Source organism: Solibacillus sp. FSL K6-1781, assembly GCF_038630735.1.
GTDB classification, from domain to species: domain Bacteria; phylum Bacillota; class Bacilli; order Bacillales_A; family Planococcaceae; genus Solibacillus; species Solibacillus silvestris.
Genome location: NZ_CP152038.1, coordinates 664,913 through 681,424, shown reverse-complemented (window position 1 = coordinate 681,424; position 16,512 = coordinate 664,913). Strand labels below are relative to the sequence as shown.

Sequence of the window (16,512 nt, the reverse complement as noted above, 5' to 3'; positions counted from 1 at the left end):
ATTATCCTTACTATAATTTCGATTAACAAAATAATTCTAACAGATTGGCGCATAAAACTATGTAAATTAATGTTAAAATTGTTTTTTTGAGTATAATTGGCTATTGGCGAAAAAATTACATTAGTTAGAATTCACTAATAATTTGTGATAAGGTAATATTTATGAAAAGCAATTACCTTAGAATAGTCGTAAAGGAGATTAATAATCATGAGAAATATTCCTTATGTTGTGGATGGTGACTGGTTAGAGCCACGACTGGGAGATTCAAAATTACGCTTAATCGATGCATCAACATTCTTAAAAATTCCTGAAGGAGAAGGGTTTCCGGAGCTCTGGTCCGGCTGCGAAGCTTACAGGGAAGAGCATATTCCCGGAGCGGCTTATGCTGATTTATTGAAAGATTTCACTAACCCGGGAGGAAAGGCACCTTTTACAATTGCAACAAGAGAGCAATTTCTGAAAGCGGTGGAACCTTTAGGAATTACTGAAGAAACTTATGTAGTTATTTATGACCGCGGACCACTGGTTAATGTCGATATATTAGCATCTGATTGGTCGGCACGTTTACGCTGGCAATTAAAATATGAAGGTTTTGATAATGTAGCTGTACTCGACGGTGGATTCCGCAAATGGAAGCTTGATGGTCGTCCAATAGAATCAGGAATCTCCAATTATGAACCTGCTCTATTCCCTGGAGAACGCCGTGAGCATCTAATCGTATCAAAAGAAGATGTAAAAGCAGCTTTAGGGGATGAGAATATTGTATTAATCAACAGTTTATCTGAGGCAGACTTCCGAGGTGAAACAACAACATACCCGCGCCCTGGTCATATTCCGGGAAGCAAGCATTCCTTTTTCGGATCTCACTCTAATCTGGAAACACGTTTACTGTACGATGATGCAACATTACGCGCTACCTTCGAAAAAATAGGTGCGCTAGATCCAAATAAAAAGGTGATTACTTATTGTGGTGGCGGAATTGCTGCGACATGGAATGCATTGTTGCTGAACAAGTTAGGGCAGGAAAATGTGGCGGTGTATGATGGATCGTTGAATGAGTGGGCGGCGGATGAGAGTTGTCCGTTGGTGACGGGATAAGTAAGTCAAAAACTTCATATTTATTAATAAAAAAGCCCCTTTTGTACAAAACAGCTGGTCCGATATACCAGAAATGTACAATTGAGGATTTATTTTTAGGATACTCTATCTAGATGCATGAAAGCTTTATCTCAGTCTCTTCAATAATTGCTGCTATTCTTTTCCATTTGGCAGCTCTTGTATAAGTTTCATAGCTAAATTACGATTAGCTTTTTTTTCTTCTCATAGTTGGCAACACGTATTTTCGCCTTAACTGTATTATTGCTGACCGTTTTCTGAATTCTTTTCTCCATCGGTTCACGCTGTTTTTCATCAAATACTGATTGAATAGCCTTTACTGCTTTATTATAATTTTTCAATGTTTGGACTTTTTCAGATGTTGCAATGTTTGTTTTTGCTGTTTTTACAGCAGCTTGTATTTGCTTTGCCAACTTTTCGAGTAGCTCGGACTTAATTTTTGAATCTGGTAGGCTATTAATGGAAAAGTTCGTATAACTATATTCATTATTTGTTGGGTTCTTTTCATATTGTGCCAAAATGTCAATTGCATTTTTCGCAAATTCCTTTAGCCCATCATTTAACGTTTCTTCTAAATCATTCTTCTTATTTAATGAAGGCAATTTATTTAATTCTGTCTCGGCCTTTTTATAGTTAGAGACTGTTTTATTTTTAATAAAGGTTCAAACTGCATTTGTTGTTGCCGGTTCAAGTAGTCTCTCAATAACAGCATCAGCTTCTTTTTGCTTTTGTACTTTTACATCAGCAGCAAGCAGTTTCGCTAATAGTGCTTGTGATGCTTCTGACATAGACGTTGGATTTATAATAAAACTCCAAGCAAATAACATAAGAAAAAACAATATTTCCCTCACATTTCTACCTCAATTCTACTTTATATATAACATATCATATATCTAAGAGAGTTTAGCACTACTATAAAATTATTTTTTATTTAAAATATTAATTCTATTTCATGAAGCACATATTACTTTTCTCAAATTCCATATGGTTAATAAAAGATTCAAAAATTCGATTTATGTCTGACTTCTTACATCCTTCATTTCACCATCATCCTAAGCACAATCACCTCTCACTAATAAGCCCTATTGTGAATGCCTGACCAATTAAAAATAGCCCTAATCCCTCAAAGGGATTAGAGCTATTTAGGCTAGAAATAACTATTCTACGAATAGAATAGAATAAAATAGTGTGGTTGTGGTGTTATTGGAGAATGGAAAAGAGAGTCAACCCAAACTAATTGGATATCCTACTTAATAAATTAATTATTACCTATTAAATAAATTTAACAAGACCATTCTGAATTACAAAATTTACACCCATAATTAAATTAGTTGCAACCTGTACTTCACTTTTTTCCTCTACTAATTTGGTTACTAATGGGTCAACCGCATTTTCAGCTACTTGGTAATATTGTGTTTGATCGGACTTGATTGTTGTATTTGTTGCCCATTCATCCACTCCATTTACCGTTCCTTGCCCAGTTACCACCCAAATTGTTGGTTGGCCATAGCTTTCAGTATTGTTTGTTACAGTTCCAGTTACTGTTAGTGTAGAGTTTGAGAGTTCTGTTGCAGTACCTTTAGATACTTCAATTCCACCAAATTCATTTCCACTAACTGTTGTTGTTCCTGTTAACTCTACTGCTGATCCGTTTACTAAAATACCGCCATCTGCCCCTAATGTCGTTACATCATTAAGCGTAACGTCAGTTGCGTCATAAACCTGGATTCCGTATACGCCCTGCCATCCATGGAATGAATCTGTAGCCAATTTACCTGCCATTTGAACTGTCAAGCCATTCAGTACTACATCATCTGCTGTTACTAAAATCCCTTGTCTTTCTCCATTTGCTAATGTATTAAGGGCTGTTGTGAAAGCCAACGTCTTTCCTTCTCCGTTGATTGTTACCTTACGGTCTACATGTAGCGCTTCTTCTATATCCGAAATATCTTCTGTAATGTTGATTGTTGTGATATCTTCATTCGCTAATGCTAATTTTAATTCGCCAAGATCTTTTACATTTGCAGTTGCTGTTACTGGGGCAACCGCATTTTCAGCTACTTGGTAATATTGTGTTTGATCGGACTTGATTGTTGTATTTGTTGCCCATTCATCCACTCCATTTACCGTTCCTTGCCCAGTTACCACCCAAATTGTTGGTTGGCCATAGCTTTCAGTATTGTTTGTTACAGTTCCAGTTACTGTTAGTGTAGAGTTTGAGAGTTCTGTTGCAGTACCTTTAGATACTTCAATTCCACCAAATTCATTTCCACTAACTGTTGTTGTTCCTGTTAACTCTACTGCTGATCCGTTTACTAAAATACCGCCATCTGCCCCTAATGTCGTTACATCATTAAGCGTAACGTCAGTTGCGTCATAAACCTGGATTCCGTATACGCCCTGCCATCCATGGAATGAATCTGTAGCCAATTTACCTGCCATTTGAACTGTCAAGCCGTTCAGTACTACATCATCTGCTGTTACTAAAATCCCTTGTCTTTCTCCATTTGCTAATGTATTAAGGGCTGTTGTGAAAGCCAACGTCTTTCCTTCTCCGTTGATTGTTACCTTACGGTCTACATGTAGCGCTTCTTCTATATCCGAAATATCTTCTGTAATGTTGATTGTTGTGATATCTTCATTCGCTAATGCTAATTTTAATTCGCCAAGATCTTTTACATTTGCAGTTGCTGTTACTGGGGCAACCGCATTTTCAGCTACTTGGTAATATTGTGTTTGATCGGACTTGATTGTTGTATTTGTTGCCCATTCATCCACTCCATTTACCGTTCCTTGCCCAGTTACCACCCAAATTGTTGGTTGGCCATAGCTTTCAGTATTGTTTGTTACAGTTCCAGTTACTGTTAGTGTAGAGTTTGAGAGTTCTGTTGCAGTACCTTTAGATACTTCAATTCCACCAAATTCATTTCCACTAACTGTTGTTGTTCCTGTTAACTCTACTGCTGATCCGTTTACTAAAATACCGCCATCTGCCCCTAATGTCGTTACATCATTAAGCGTAACGTCAGTTGCGTCATAAACCTGGATTCCGTATACGCCCTGCCATCCATGGAATGAATCTGTAGCCAATTTACCTGCCATTTGAACTGTCAAGCCATTCAGTACTACATCATCTGCTGTTACTAAAATCCCTTGTCTTTCTCCATTTGCTAATGTATTAAGGGCTGTTGTGAAAGCCAACGTCTTTCCTTCTCCGTTGATTGTTACCTTACGGTCTACATGTAGCGCTTCTTCTATATCCGAAATATCTTCTGTAATGTTGATTGTTGTGATATCTTCATTCGCTAATGCTAATTTTAATTCGCCAAGATCTTTTACATTTGCAGTTGCTGTTACTGGGGCAACCGCATTTTCAGCTACTTGGTAATATTGTGTTTGATCGGACTTGATTGTTGTATTTGTTGCCCATTCATCCACTCCATTTACCGTTCCTTGCCCAGTTACCACCCAAATTGTTGGTTGGCCATAGCTTTCAGTATTGTTTGTTACAGTTCCAGTTACTGTTAGTGTAGAGTTTGAGAGTTCTGTTGCAGTACCTTTAGATACTTCAATTCCACCAAATTCATTTCCACTAACTGTTGTTGTTCCTGTTAACTCTACTGCTGATCCGTTTACTAAAATACCGCCATCTGCCCCTAATGTCGTTACATCATTAAGCGTAACGTCAGTTGCGTCATAAACCTGGATTCCGTATACGCCCTGCCATCCATGGAATGAATCTGTAGCCAATTTACCTGCCATTTGAACTGTCAAGCCGTTCAGTACTACATCATCTGCTGTTACTAAAATCCCTTGTCTTTCTCCATTTGCTAATGTATTAAGGGCTGTTGTGAAAGCCAACGTCTTTCCTTCTCCGTTGATTGTTACCTTACGGTCTACATGTAGCGCTTCTTCTATATCCGAAATATCTTCTGTAATGTTGATTGTTGTGATATCTTCATTCGCTAATGCTAATTTTAATTCGTCAAGATCTTTTACATCTGCAGTTGTTACTACTGATTGGTCATTCGTAAACTCCAATGTCACGCTATTACTAGGATTACTCACTCCCTCTACTGCTGCTACACGAACTTGTACTGTTTGAGTTCCTGTAAATGTTGGGACATTTTCTGGATTAAACGCTATCCATGTCTCACCATCTGTTGAATATTCCATTCCATCAGCTAAACCAATGATTGTATTTGCTTCATCATCAGCTATTACTACCGGTGCTGTTGGCGTTATAAGTTCCACTTTTAACTGGAAAACTGCAACACTACTATCTATTCCACCATTAATAACGGCATAGACTTTTAATATTACTAGACCATCTCCTGTTACAGGAATAATTGCTTCACCATTTGTCACTGTCACAGAGTCTGAAGTTTTTGTTGGAGTTGACCCATCTAAAGTATAATAAACTGAATCTCCTGTTGTTACAGATAATTTAATTGTATCACCTGATGTAATTGTAGAATCTCCAACTAAGGTTGGTATAGATGCTGTTTGTCCATTTGCATCAGCCTCTAATGTAATTACTACTTCTTTAGCTGCGCCTTCTACATTAAATGTTCCTTCTACTGTTTTGTAACCTTCTTTTGTTACTAAATAGCTGTAGGTACCGTTAGCTACTTTTCTTAAATCAGTAACTTCGTTCCCTGCACTATCTCTTACTACGATCGTTGCCCCATCCGCACTTGTAAATGTTACTGGGTATGTTGCCAAAAGTTGACTCTCAGAAATAGTAACTGGTACGTATTTGGCTTTTACATCCTTTGAAGTCGCTATAACAAATGCCTTATCATATAATCCTGCTTTAGGATTAGTGATTTTTTCATCAACAATAGTAACAGTGATAGACTCCCCAGCATCAATTGCCGTATTCAAATATATTACAAGATCATGATGACCTGGGATATTACTGTTTTGAATTTCAATTCTAGATTTAATGCTTTCTGTATCAGTAGTATTAACACTGATATCGCTATTAGCTAATTGGCTAAGATTAAAATCTTTTGATGAAATAATAAGTTGGTCTCCTTCAACTAGGGCCGTAGTCGGAGTAATTACAAACGTCCATTTCCCTTTGTTACCTTCAGTTGCATCATTGGTACTTACAGTAGCACTTTGTACAATTGTAGCTTCAGTTGGTGCTACTAATGCTGCGATTGCATCTGTAATTGCTTTCGCTGCTGCTAATTTTTCTATATCTGTTTTTGCGGAAGCTGCTGCTGCCACTGCATTTGTTACTGCTCGATATGAGGCTGGAGTGTAGTCTGTTGCTATTAGCTTAGATGCCGCGATTTTCGCTGCGGCTAATGCATCAGCACCTGGTGTTGGGTTTGGTGTTTGTATATTTCCACCAGCACCACCGCCCGCTCCTCCTCCACCTGTACTAGGTGTTCCAGCATTCGGCGTTGTTCCCACTATAACATTCACAATTTGGGAAGCTATTGCTGAAAAGTTTGAAACAATTCCTGCAGCTGTTGAACCGGCTGGAACAGACAATTCATTGATTTTTAAATTGGTACCTACTGTAATCTGAGTTGCTGGATTAGAAACTGCTAATGCCTCAACTGTACCTTTAATTTGTAATGCAAGTTCTACTGCAGTTGTTAATAATAATTGAGCGATATTTGCATTACCTGTTAATTCAAGTTTTGCTGTAGATTCAACTGTAACTTTTGTGACCGTTCCATCAACGTTAATTAAAGAAACTGAAGCAGCTACTGTAATTTCTGTAATGACAGTATCCGATTCAATAGCAGTATCATTACGTTTAACATGAATTTTTCCTGCTTTAGAATTTTTCAGCTTTACTTTCGGACCATTTTTCTCCTCGTTGGCAAACTTGTTATCTAATGAAGCGACTTTACCAACAATTGCGTCATCTATGATTAAATCACCGTTAACTGTACTACCGTCTAACTCGACTGAATTTCCAACATTTGTTGTAACTGTTGCGTTACCTGTTACTATCAATCCGGAAACTGATACATAGTCTGCATTGATAGTTAGTGCATCAATTGTTGCATTTGATTTGAAGACTACTTCTTTTTCCGCTGTGCCCGCATTATTTAATGTTAAAGAATTCACATTTGTAATAACACCGTTTGTTACTGTAGCTACAATAGATGCGCCATTTAATGCTTCTATATTTTCTATTGTAAAGATTGATTTTACAGAATCACTGTATGAATAAGTTGTGCCGTCTACAATAATACCGGCTGTTGTATAGTCTGTTACTTTGAATGTTACGCTTCGAGAAGTTTCTGGAGTTGTTTTAGCTACAGCTTCCGCACGTATAATAAATGCTGCCATTTGTCCACGTGTTACATTTGAAGCACCATCGAATTTAGTAGCAGTTTTTCCCGTTGTTACGTTATTTCCATATAGAGCAGCAATTGCTTCTTTATAATCTGCACGTACGTCAGTGAAAGGTAATGCATCGGCATTAGTAGATTTTAAATTTAATGCGTTGGCAATAATCTTTGCTACATGATTACGTTGGATATTTGCTCCCTGGCGGAAAGTACCATCTTCATAACCATCAATAATGCCTGCTTGTTTTAAAGCAGCAATTGCTCCGTAATATTGGTGATTGGTTGGAATATCTTTGAAGTTGGGATTGATTACATTAGTAGTTTCTAAACCTAGTACACCAGCAATAATTTTTGCTGCTTGACCACGTGTCAAATTTTGTCCAGGTTTAAATGTACCATCTTGATAACCATTAATAATGCCACGATCGCTTAAACTTTTAATTGCATCAGAGAATTGATGTGACGATGGTACATCCTTAAATGTACTTGCTTCAGGTGCGATTGGGGCAGCTACTGCTACAACTGAAGCTGCAACCGCTACTGCTGTTGTAGCTTTCAAGAACTTTGATTTTTGATTTTTCTTCATACCGAAATAAATACCTCCCATTTTCTAAAATAATAGTAATATTTCACCAATAGTGAATATAATCCATTGTACCTTATTATTTCTCTATTTTCCATAAAATTGGTTATAAATATATTTCAAATAGGATAATATTCACTATAATGCTATAATATATAAGGAATATAAGGTAAAACACTCCTTTTCTACCAGTAATAATAAGAAAACTAAAAAAAATTTGAATTTTATATTCCGTACAAAATTGCTTACTTTAAGTTTCTATAAAATATTTTCTCATATAAAAAAACTGCGTGAACTAAACTCTAGGTTCACGCAGTTTCTACTTTTAAATTTATTCAAGCTCTTTTACTTCACCAGTCTCATCACGGAAAAGGATAGTTACTTTTGTAATATCTGTTTCAACTAAACTTGCAGATCTTGTTTTATTAAATGAAATATTAACTTTTCCATCTTCAGTAGTTATTACAGCAATGCTATCTTCACTTGTAACAGTTACTGTATCTGTAGTTGTACCAGTAATTAACTTAATTGAATCAATTGTCGTTAATGCGGGAGAAAGTTGAGAGGTATGAAATAACGGAAAAAATATTACGTGTAATTACATTCCTCATGAACATTATTCATGACTTAATTGTAGTAACAGTATCAAAGTTCGGTCTTACTATAAATGATAAATGATTCACTTTTTCTTTATGGGAATTATCGGTATAGTTTTATTTATCGTAATCGATTTAGTTATTAAAATTTTAGTTAAATTTGGGGTGTCCGTACTCTCGTTCATTTACGCTTTTTCTATTATAGTTGTAGTATCGTTTGTTATTGAAATTCAGCAAAAAATGACGGGTGCGGGGAATATGGAGTTTGCGGATCAATTATTTTGATTGGTTTTATTATAAAATTTTTTATATAGAAAAATTATGAAATGAGTAAAAGGCACAGCACTATGCCTTTTACATAATTTTGTTAAACAGTCTTCTTTCATATTAAAATATTTTCTTTTAGGAGCGCTAGAATATGATTCGCTTGCTCTTCTGTTTCTCTAACTACCCCAAAATAAAACTTACATTTTGGCTCCGTTCCTGAAGGTCGAATGGCAATCCAAGAGTTATCCTCTAATATAAACTTCAATACATTTTCTTTCGGCAAGTCGATTGGCCCAGTAGTACCGTCCTGTAATGTTGCGATACCTGTTAAGTAGTCCTCAACACGTACAACCGTTACCCCTGCAATTTCACTGGGCATATTTAAGCGGTAGTTATTCAAAATTGCTTTCATTTGTTCTTGACCATCTTTGCCTTCGAATATTTTAGAGACTAAGGCTTCCTTATAGTAGCCAAATTGTTCATACAAATCTTCTAATGCATCAAGTAATGTTTTTCCTTGTGTCGAATAATAGGCAGCCATTTCTGCAACTTTTAAAGCGACTTGGACCGCATCCTTATCACGAGCAAATGTCTCTATTAGGTAACCGTAGCTTTCCTCATAACCAAACAAGTATGTATGAGCTTGAGTCATTTCAAACTCCGCAATTTTTTCAGCGATATACTTAAAGCCAGTTAAAGTATTGACTGTTGCTACACCGTAATAAGCAGCAATAGCAGCACCTAGCTCTGATGTAACAATCGTTTTTAACATTGCTCCATTGGTTGGAAGTGTCCCAGTCTCTTGCTTTGTTTGCATAATATAATTTAATAATAGCGCACCAAGCTGATTCCCTGTAAGCAGTTCATATGATTCACCTTTACGAACAGCTACCCCTAAACGATCTGCATCAGGATCGGTCGCCAGTAATAAGTCTGCCCCTACTTGGTTTCCTAGCTCGATAGCCATGGAAAAGGCAGCTGCTTCTTCCGGATTTGGATACAGAACTGTTGGAAAAGCACCATCTTGCACGGCTTGCTCCTCAACAACATGCACTTCATTAAATCCAAATTGCTTTAAACCTTCTACTACCGGAACCAGTCCTGCCCCGTGTAAAGGCGTGTAAACAAGTTTCATATTATAATCAATGGCATTGTTATTTTTTAAAGTTAATAAGTTATTCATGAATTTTTCATCCAGATCTTCCAAAATCCAATAAAACAATCCCTTATGCTCTAGCTCATTAACTTCTGCCACTTCAATTTCAAAAATATCACTAATTTGATTCATGTGCTCGATAATTGCATTTGCTCCGGTCGGCACTAGCTGGGCACCGTCCTCACCGTAAACTTTGAAACCGTTATACTGCTTTGGATTGTGACTCGCCGTAATGACGACCCCAGCAAATGCGTTTAACTCACGAACTGTAAAAGATAATTGCGGTGTTGGACGTGCCTCTTTATATACATAGGAAGTAATACCATGTGCACCTAATACACGTGCTGTTTCCACCGCAAAATCATATGAAAAATGACGCGTATCGTAAGCAATCGCAACACCACGCTTTTTCGCTTCTTCTCCATTCGAGGAGATATAGCGTGCCAAGCCCTCTGCTACTCGACGGATAGTATAGATGTTCATGCGGTTTGTACCCGCGCCTAGGATTCCCCGCATCCCACCTGTTCCAAAAGTTAGATACTGATAGAAATGGTCTACTATAGCTTTATCATCTGTCATAAGTAGCGATAACTCATCGGCCAAATAAATGGGAAGTTGTTGTTGCTGCCAATGTTTAAAAAGTTCCAGACTCATCATTTATTTCTCCTTTAAAAGCTCTAGCATTTTACGTTTATATGCTTCTACACCTGGTTGATCAAATGGATTTACTTCCAGTAGGCATGCACTCATCGCACACGCTTTCATAAAGAAGTAAATTAAATACCCCAAATGAAATTCATCAAGTTTTGGAAGCTCTAATTGAATAACCGGAACGCCGCCTTCTGCATGGGCTAGTGCAGTACCTTGCTTTGAAATTGCATTTATCTCATTAAAAGTACGGTTCGATAAATAATTTAAGCCATCTTCATTGCGTTCATCAAACGGTACTTGAAGGTCTCCTTCAATCTCGTGAAAATGAAGGAGTGTTTCAAACATAATCGGACTCCCATCTTGAATAAATTGACCGATTGAATGTAGATCCGTTGAGAAATTAACTGTTGAAGGATATAAACCTTTCTTTTCCTTTCCTTCACTTTCACCAAATAGCTGTTTCCACCATTCATGGAATTTGTTTAATCCAGGCTCAAATGACGCGAGCAATTCAATCGAATAGCCTTGCTCATATAACATATGGCGCATGACCGCATACTTATACGCATCATTATTGGCTAAATCCGAGTCTGAAAGCACTTCTGTTGCACGTTTTGCACCTGCCATTAAAGCACGGATATCTACCCCTGCAACTGCAACTGGTAATAAACCAACCGGTGTTAATACTGAATAACGTCCACCGATGTTTGATGGAATGACAAATTGACGGTAGCACGCATTATCCGCAATTCCCTTTAAAATACCCTTATCTGCATCGGTCGTTACGATAATTCGTTCAGAAGCCTTCTCTCCATATCGCTCTTCCATATATAGTCGCATCACACGAAACGCAAGTGCTGGCTCCATCGTTCCACCCGATTTAGAAATAACGTTAACATAAACCTGTTTTTTTTCTAAATAGGATAAAAGCTCTTTAATGTAAGCTCCGCTCATATTAAGACCCACATAAACAATTTCAATGCCATTTTCAGCTAAGCCGAAGTATGGCTTTAGTGCTTCTTGAATAGCGCGCGCACCTAAAAATGATCCTCCTACTCCAACTACAACAAGTACGTCTGCACAAGCCCGAATTTCTGATGCCACACGCTCTATTGAAACTAGTAATTCATGTTGATTCTGAATAGGTGAATCAATCCAACCTGTTAAATCAAATTGAGGTAAGGCTTGATGAATATCCCTTACTTTGTATTTATATTTATAAATGTCCTTTTCTTCTAATGAACAATTTATTAGTGTCGTTTTAAGCTTTTCAACTTGCATTATAAATTCCCCATTTAATGTAAATTACCGGATTATCCCTATCAAACATTCCACAAATATAAAACCCTAAATAATCACTGTACAAAATGAATTATTTAAGGTCAAATTTTAATTATTAATCCATTAGTTCTCTTGCTTTAGATAAAATAAATTTTTTTATATCTTCATGTAACTCTTCTCGTTCTAAGGCAAAATCAATTGTAGTTTTTATAAACCCTAGTTTTTCTCCTACATCGTATCTTTTCCCTTCAAATTCATAACCATATACTTTTTGTTCTGAATTCAATTTTTCAATAGCATCTGTTAATTGAATTTCTCCACCCTTACCTATCTGTTTTTCTTCTAAAAAGGGAAAAATCTCTGGTGTAAGTATATACCTACCTATTATCGCCAGATTAGAAGGTGCTTCTACTAATGTAGGTTTTTCTATAAATTGTCTTACCTCCATCAAGTTTGAATTAGTATTAATAGGATTAATTATTCCATACTTATGAATATCTTTATCTTCAACCTGCATTATACCTATTACACTAGATTGCACTTTTTCATATTGATTTATTAATTGTTTTATACAAGGCTGTTCACTCTTTACAATATCATCACCTAAAAGAACTGCAAAAGGTTCATTACCAATAAACTTTCTGGCGCACCATATGGCATGTCCTAAACCTAACGCTTCTTTTTGTCTAATATAGTGAATTTCAACATTCGCCGATTCTTTAACTTTTTTTAAATCCTCAAATTTACCATTGTTAATTAAATTATGTTCTAACTCCCATGCGCTGTCAAAATGATCTTCGATGGATCTCTTTCCTTTTCCCGTAACAATTAAAATATCCTCAATCCCTGCTGCTATAGCTTCCTCCACAATATATTGAATTGTAGGTTTATCTACAATTGGTAACATTTCTTTAGGCATTGCTTTAGTTGCAGGTAAAAATCTTGTTCCTAAACCTGCTGCTGGTATTATAGCTTTTTTTATAGTACCCAATATAATCATCCTTTACTTTAGTCGAACACCCTCTGCTTTTATAACACTGAACACAGTAAACCAAGTTATCTTCAGGTCAAAAAATATATTACTATTTTTCAAATAGATATAATCATATTCAACTTTTTTCTCATCTGTAATTAAATCTCTCCCCATTACCTGAGCATAACCTGTTAATCCTGGTCGTATAGAGCTTATTCCAAGTTCATCCCTCATTGCGATAAGATTATACTGGTTATACAGTGCAGGTCTAGGTCCAACAATGGACATGTCACCTTTTAAAATATTAAATAACTGTGGCAACTCATCCAGGCTTGTTTTTCTTAAAAATTTACCTACCTCAGTTATATACGCAGCAGGATTTCCTAAATCTTCAGTTGAAACATTAGGTGTATCTGTCTTCATTGTTCTAAATTTATATATATTAAATAGTTTTCCATCCTTACCAACTCGTTTTTGTGTAAATAATATTGGTCCTTTTGAATCCGCTTTTATCACTAAAGCAATAAATATCATTGGAATTATAAAAATAACTATTGCTAGTAAACTACTTATTAAATCAAAGAAACGTTTCATAATTTTAATTAAGTCCCTTTCCCTTCTGTAATAGCAATAGCTTGCTGAAAATTATATCTTTGATAGCTGTTATCAGCATAAAATGATAGGTTAGGCTCATAATATAAATCCCCAAATACTTTACCGTAAATATTGGTTTTTCCAATACAAATCTTTAATATAGAGGCCCCAATAACAGTAGTGTAAATTTTTTTATTATGTACTTTTGCAATCTCGTTTACCATATCCATTGTATTAATATATTGTGGATCTTGCGGATGAAAAATCCCCGTGGCTCTATGTCCAATCAATTGTTTAATAAACTCTGTTAAATTACCTATAAATATCATACTTCTTTTGTTTTCTATAAAGGGAAAAATCTTAGTTTTAATACTTAAATTCCTTAAAAGCGCATAGTTCCCAGGGCAATCCGGTCCGTAAACCATAGGTGGGCGAACAATAGCTACATTAAAGGATTCATCATGTAAAGTCTGTAAAATTCCCTCTGCAATTAATTTACTTTTACCATAATAACTAATTGGATTTATCAGAGTTTTGTCTGAAATTTCACCTTTCACTTTTCCAAATACGGCCATTGTACTAAAAAATATAAAATGTTTTACTCCAGCTTCCTTTGCCATCTTTGCTAGCTTTTCAGTAACCTTTGTATTCACATTCATATAATCTTTTTCAAGATAATTTTTCTCATTTTTATGTACTAAGCCTGCTAAATGCACAACAACATCAACCCCAGTTAACATTGAATCTTCAAAATTATCTTTAATACTTCTTTTATTGATAATATAGTTGCTATTTTGGGATTTTAAGTAATTGTATAAGTAGTTTGCAATATAACCTGTCTCTCCTGTAATAAGTATATTCATGAAAAAACTCCATTATTTTGAATTAATTTTATTTAATTATGACATATATACAAACGGAAAGCCAACTTCAATGAAGTTGGCTTTCGTTATTATAAGTAATGTTTTTTCACAGCATTTATTGCATACATCATAAAATACCACGAAGATTTCCATACTGGGATATTCTCTGATTTACGATAAACAACCCACATCTTCTTGGCTACATTTAGTTTATTGCTAGAAGCAGAATTTCCGACAATTCTATATTTCGCTAAAACTTCTTGATAACAATATGCCGTTTCGCCATTCTTTAAGACCTTTAGCCATAGCGCCGTGTCTTCCGGCTGTAAATCAGGCATTTGTATCTTGCCTAATTTTTCAATGTTTAAAATTACGGTCAAACAGCCGATAGTTGTATTTCTTAAAAGTTGCTCGTAATTGATTGTTATGGGACATATAACTTTTCGATGTATGTCTTCTCCCTGTTCATCAATCATTTCATAATTCGTGAATGTAAAATTATAATTATTCTCTTCCATAAAAGCTATTTGTTTTTCAAGCTTTTCTGAATGCCACAAATCATCGCTATCTAAAAAGGCTACATACTTCCCATTAGCCTTTTGGATACCAAAATTCCTTGCTAATGCAGCCCCCGAATTTTTTTCCAATTTGTATACATTAAATCTCGAATCATCAGCTATTTCCTGTTGAATCAATTGTAATGAATCATCTGTTGAACAATCATCTACAATAATCATTTCAAAGTTTTGATATGTTTGATTTTTTACAGAGGCTATTGTTTCTAAAATAAATCTTTTACTATTGTATGAAGGTGTAATGATTGAGACTAAAGGTTGTGTCATGTTATCACCTTATTCACTATAGAATTATAATTTTCTATAAGTTTAATCTTTGAGTGTTCCCAACTAAATTGGGGGTATATTAATTTTGCATTTTGGCCCTTTTTCAGTAATTCTAACTGATCAATTTCACACAATGTTTGATTTAAACTTACTGCATCAAATTTTGTTACATATCCAATATCATATTTGTCTACAAATAAATCAATAGAGGTACCTTCAGAAACAATACAAGGCTTTCCTAGGTATAAAGCTTCATATAGCTTATTAGGCGATGCAATTTGATTATGTTGATATGAGGGATCGTATACCATATAAATAAGATCCATGCGACTAGCGACTGAAAGTATTTCAGGCAGGCTTAAATAACCTAAATAATTTATATTACTATTAATCTCAGCTTCTCTTTTGATATCTTCTTGTAATTCACCTTTTCCAGCAAACCAAATGCAAATATCTTGTTGCTGTAATAAAAGTTCAATTCCACGATCTCTACTTAAAGCCCCATAGTAAAAAACATTGAGCAGATTAAAGCTTTTCTCAATAGGATACTCAACTTTTTCCTTTGGTGGATCAATACTATTATTTATAATAATTGTCTTTTCATGAAGCACTTTAGGGATATTACTTAAGCGATTTCGATCAGGAATAATAATTATCTCTGCACTTTTCATAATTTTTTCGCTTATACCCTTAATCATTTTCCTGACGAATAATGGAATAGGGCTATGAAATGTTTCTACAAAGTCAGCGATATCATAAATTATTTTATATTTCAATGTAGGGTTAATGAGCTTTGCTAAAAATACCGGCAAACCTAAGTCAAAATCAATAGCATGTACAACTTTATATTGTTTACCATGCTTACATAAAAATAAAATCACTTTAATTATGAACAATAGTTTATTTACTATAGTTATAATCCCTTTTCCGTAAGGGGTATTTCCACAATAAATTGAGTACACAGTGATTCCTTCATGTTTAAAGTTCTCAGTAGCAGCTTCTATTACAGCGGCATTTACACCACGGTTCCAATTTAATATATCGACTTCATAATTCGCATCCTTTAAAGCTTTTGCTGCACGTGGCAAACGATTTGCAATAAAGGCGCTATTTTGAGCCAATAGAATTTTTTTACCAGCCATTTATAATAATCTCCATTAATATAACTCTATATTTTTAACTCATTTCCTTAACGCAAAGAATTTTACCATTAAAAATGTAGGTTATTCCCCTGAAGTCCCATTCATCATTTTTGACAATTTGACTT

Annotated in this window: 11 protein-coding genes; 1 reads left to right on the top strand and 10 read right to left on the bottom strand. The window is 35.4% G+C overall.

Annotation, left to right across the window (positions count from 1 at the left end):
- The first annotated feature begins 207 nt into the window (after positions 1-207).
- Positions 208-1,098 (top strand): rhodanese-like domain-containing protein, encoded by an 891-nt coding sequence (locus MHH37_RS03325; RefSeq protein ID WP_342574968.1) that lies wholly within the window; start codon positions 208-210, stop codon positions 1,096-1,098.
- Between the two features lie 194 nt (positions 1,099-1,292).
- Here the strand turns inward: MHH37_RS03325 and MHH37_RS03320 are convergent, their stop codons facing one another.
- The 10 genes from MHH37_RS03320 to MHH37_RS03275 form a co-directional block, all read right to left on the bottom strand.
- Entirely contained in the window at positions 1,293-1,718 is a 426-nt protein-coding gene (locus MHH37_RS03320) for a hypothetical protein (protein WP_342574967.1), read from the bottom strand.
- A gap of 60 nt (positions 1,719-1,778) precedes the next feature.
- Positions 1,779-1,955: a hypothetical protein gene (locus MHH37_RS03315; protein WP_342574966.1), complete on the bottom strand. Its 177-nt coding sequence runs from the start codon at positions 1,953-1,955 to the stop codon at positions 1,779-1,781.
- 433 nt (positions 1,956-2,388) lie between these two features.
- Entirely contained in the window at positions 2,389-8,025 is a 5,637-nt protein-coding gene (locus MHH37_RS03310) for a DUF4073 domain-containing protein (RefSeq protein WP_342574965.1), read from the bottom strand.
- Between the two features lie 975 nt (positions 8,026-9,000).
- A complete protein-coding gene (locus MHH37_RS03305; RefSeq protein ID WP_342574964.1) occupies positions 9,001-10,698 on the bottom strand; it encodes a phospho-sugar mutase in 1,698 nt (565 codons plus the stop codon).
- Positions 10,699-11,973, bottom strand: a complete 1,275-nt coding sequence (locus tag MHH37_RS03300) for a glucose-6-phosphate isomerase (RefSeq protein ID WP_342574963.1) — start codon at positions 11,971-11,973, stop codon at positions 10,699-10,701.
- Positions 11,974-12,088: 115 nt separating this feature from the next.
- Positions 12,089-12,964 (bottom strand): UTP--glucose-1-phosphate uridylyltransferase GalU, encoded by an 876-nt coding sequence (gene galU / locus MHH37_RS03295; RefSeq protein WP_342574962.1) that lies wholly within the window; start codon positions 12,962-12,964, stop codon positions 12,089-12,091.
- A gap of 12 nt (positions 12,965-12,976) precedes the next feature.
- Entirely contained in the window at positions 12,977-13,540 is a 564-nt protein-coding gene (locus MHH37_RS03290; protein ID WP_342574961.1) for a sugar transferase, read from the bottom strand.
- 8 nt (positions 13,541-13,548) lie between these two features.
- Complete coding sequence (locus MHH37_RS03285) at positions 13,549-14,403, bottom strand: NAD-dependent epimerase/dehydratase family protein (RefSeq protein WP_342574960.1); 855 nt, start codon at positions 14,401-14,403, stop codon at positions 13,549-13,551.
- An 89-nt stretch (positions 14,404-14,492) separates the two neighbouring features.
- Complete coding sequence (locus MHH37_RS03280) at positions 14,493-15,245, bottom strand: glycosyltransferase family 2 protein (RefSeq protein WP_342574958.1); 753 nt, start codon at positions 15,243-15,245, stop codon at positions 14,493-14,495.
- Complete coding sequence (locus MHH37_RS03275) at positions 15,242-16,387, bottom strand: glycosyltransferase (protein WP_342574957.1); 1,146 nt, start codon at positions 16,385-16,387, stop codon at positions 15,242-15,244. The genes MHH37_RS03280 and MHH37_RS03275 overlap by 4 nt, the downstream gene beginning before the upstream one ends.
- Positions 16,388-16,512 lie beyond the last annotated feature (125 nt).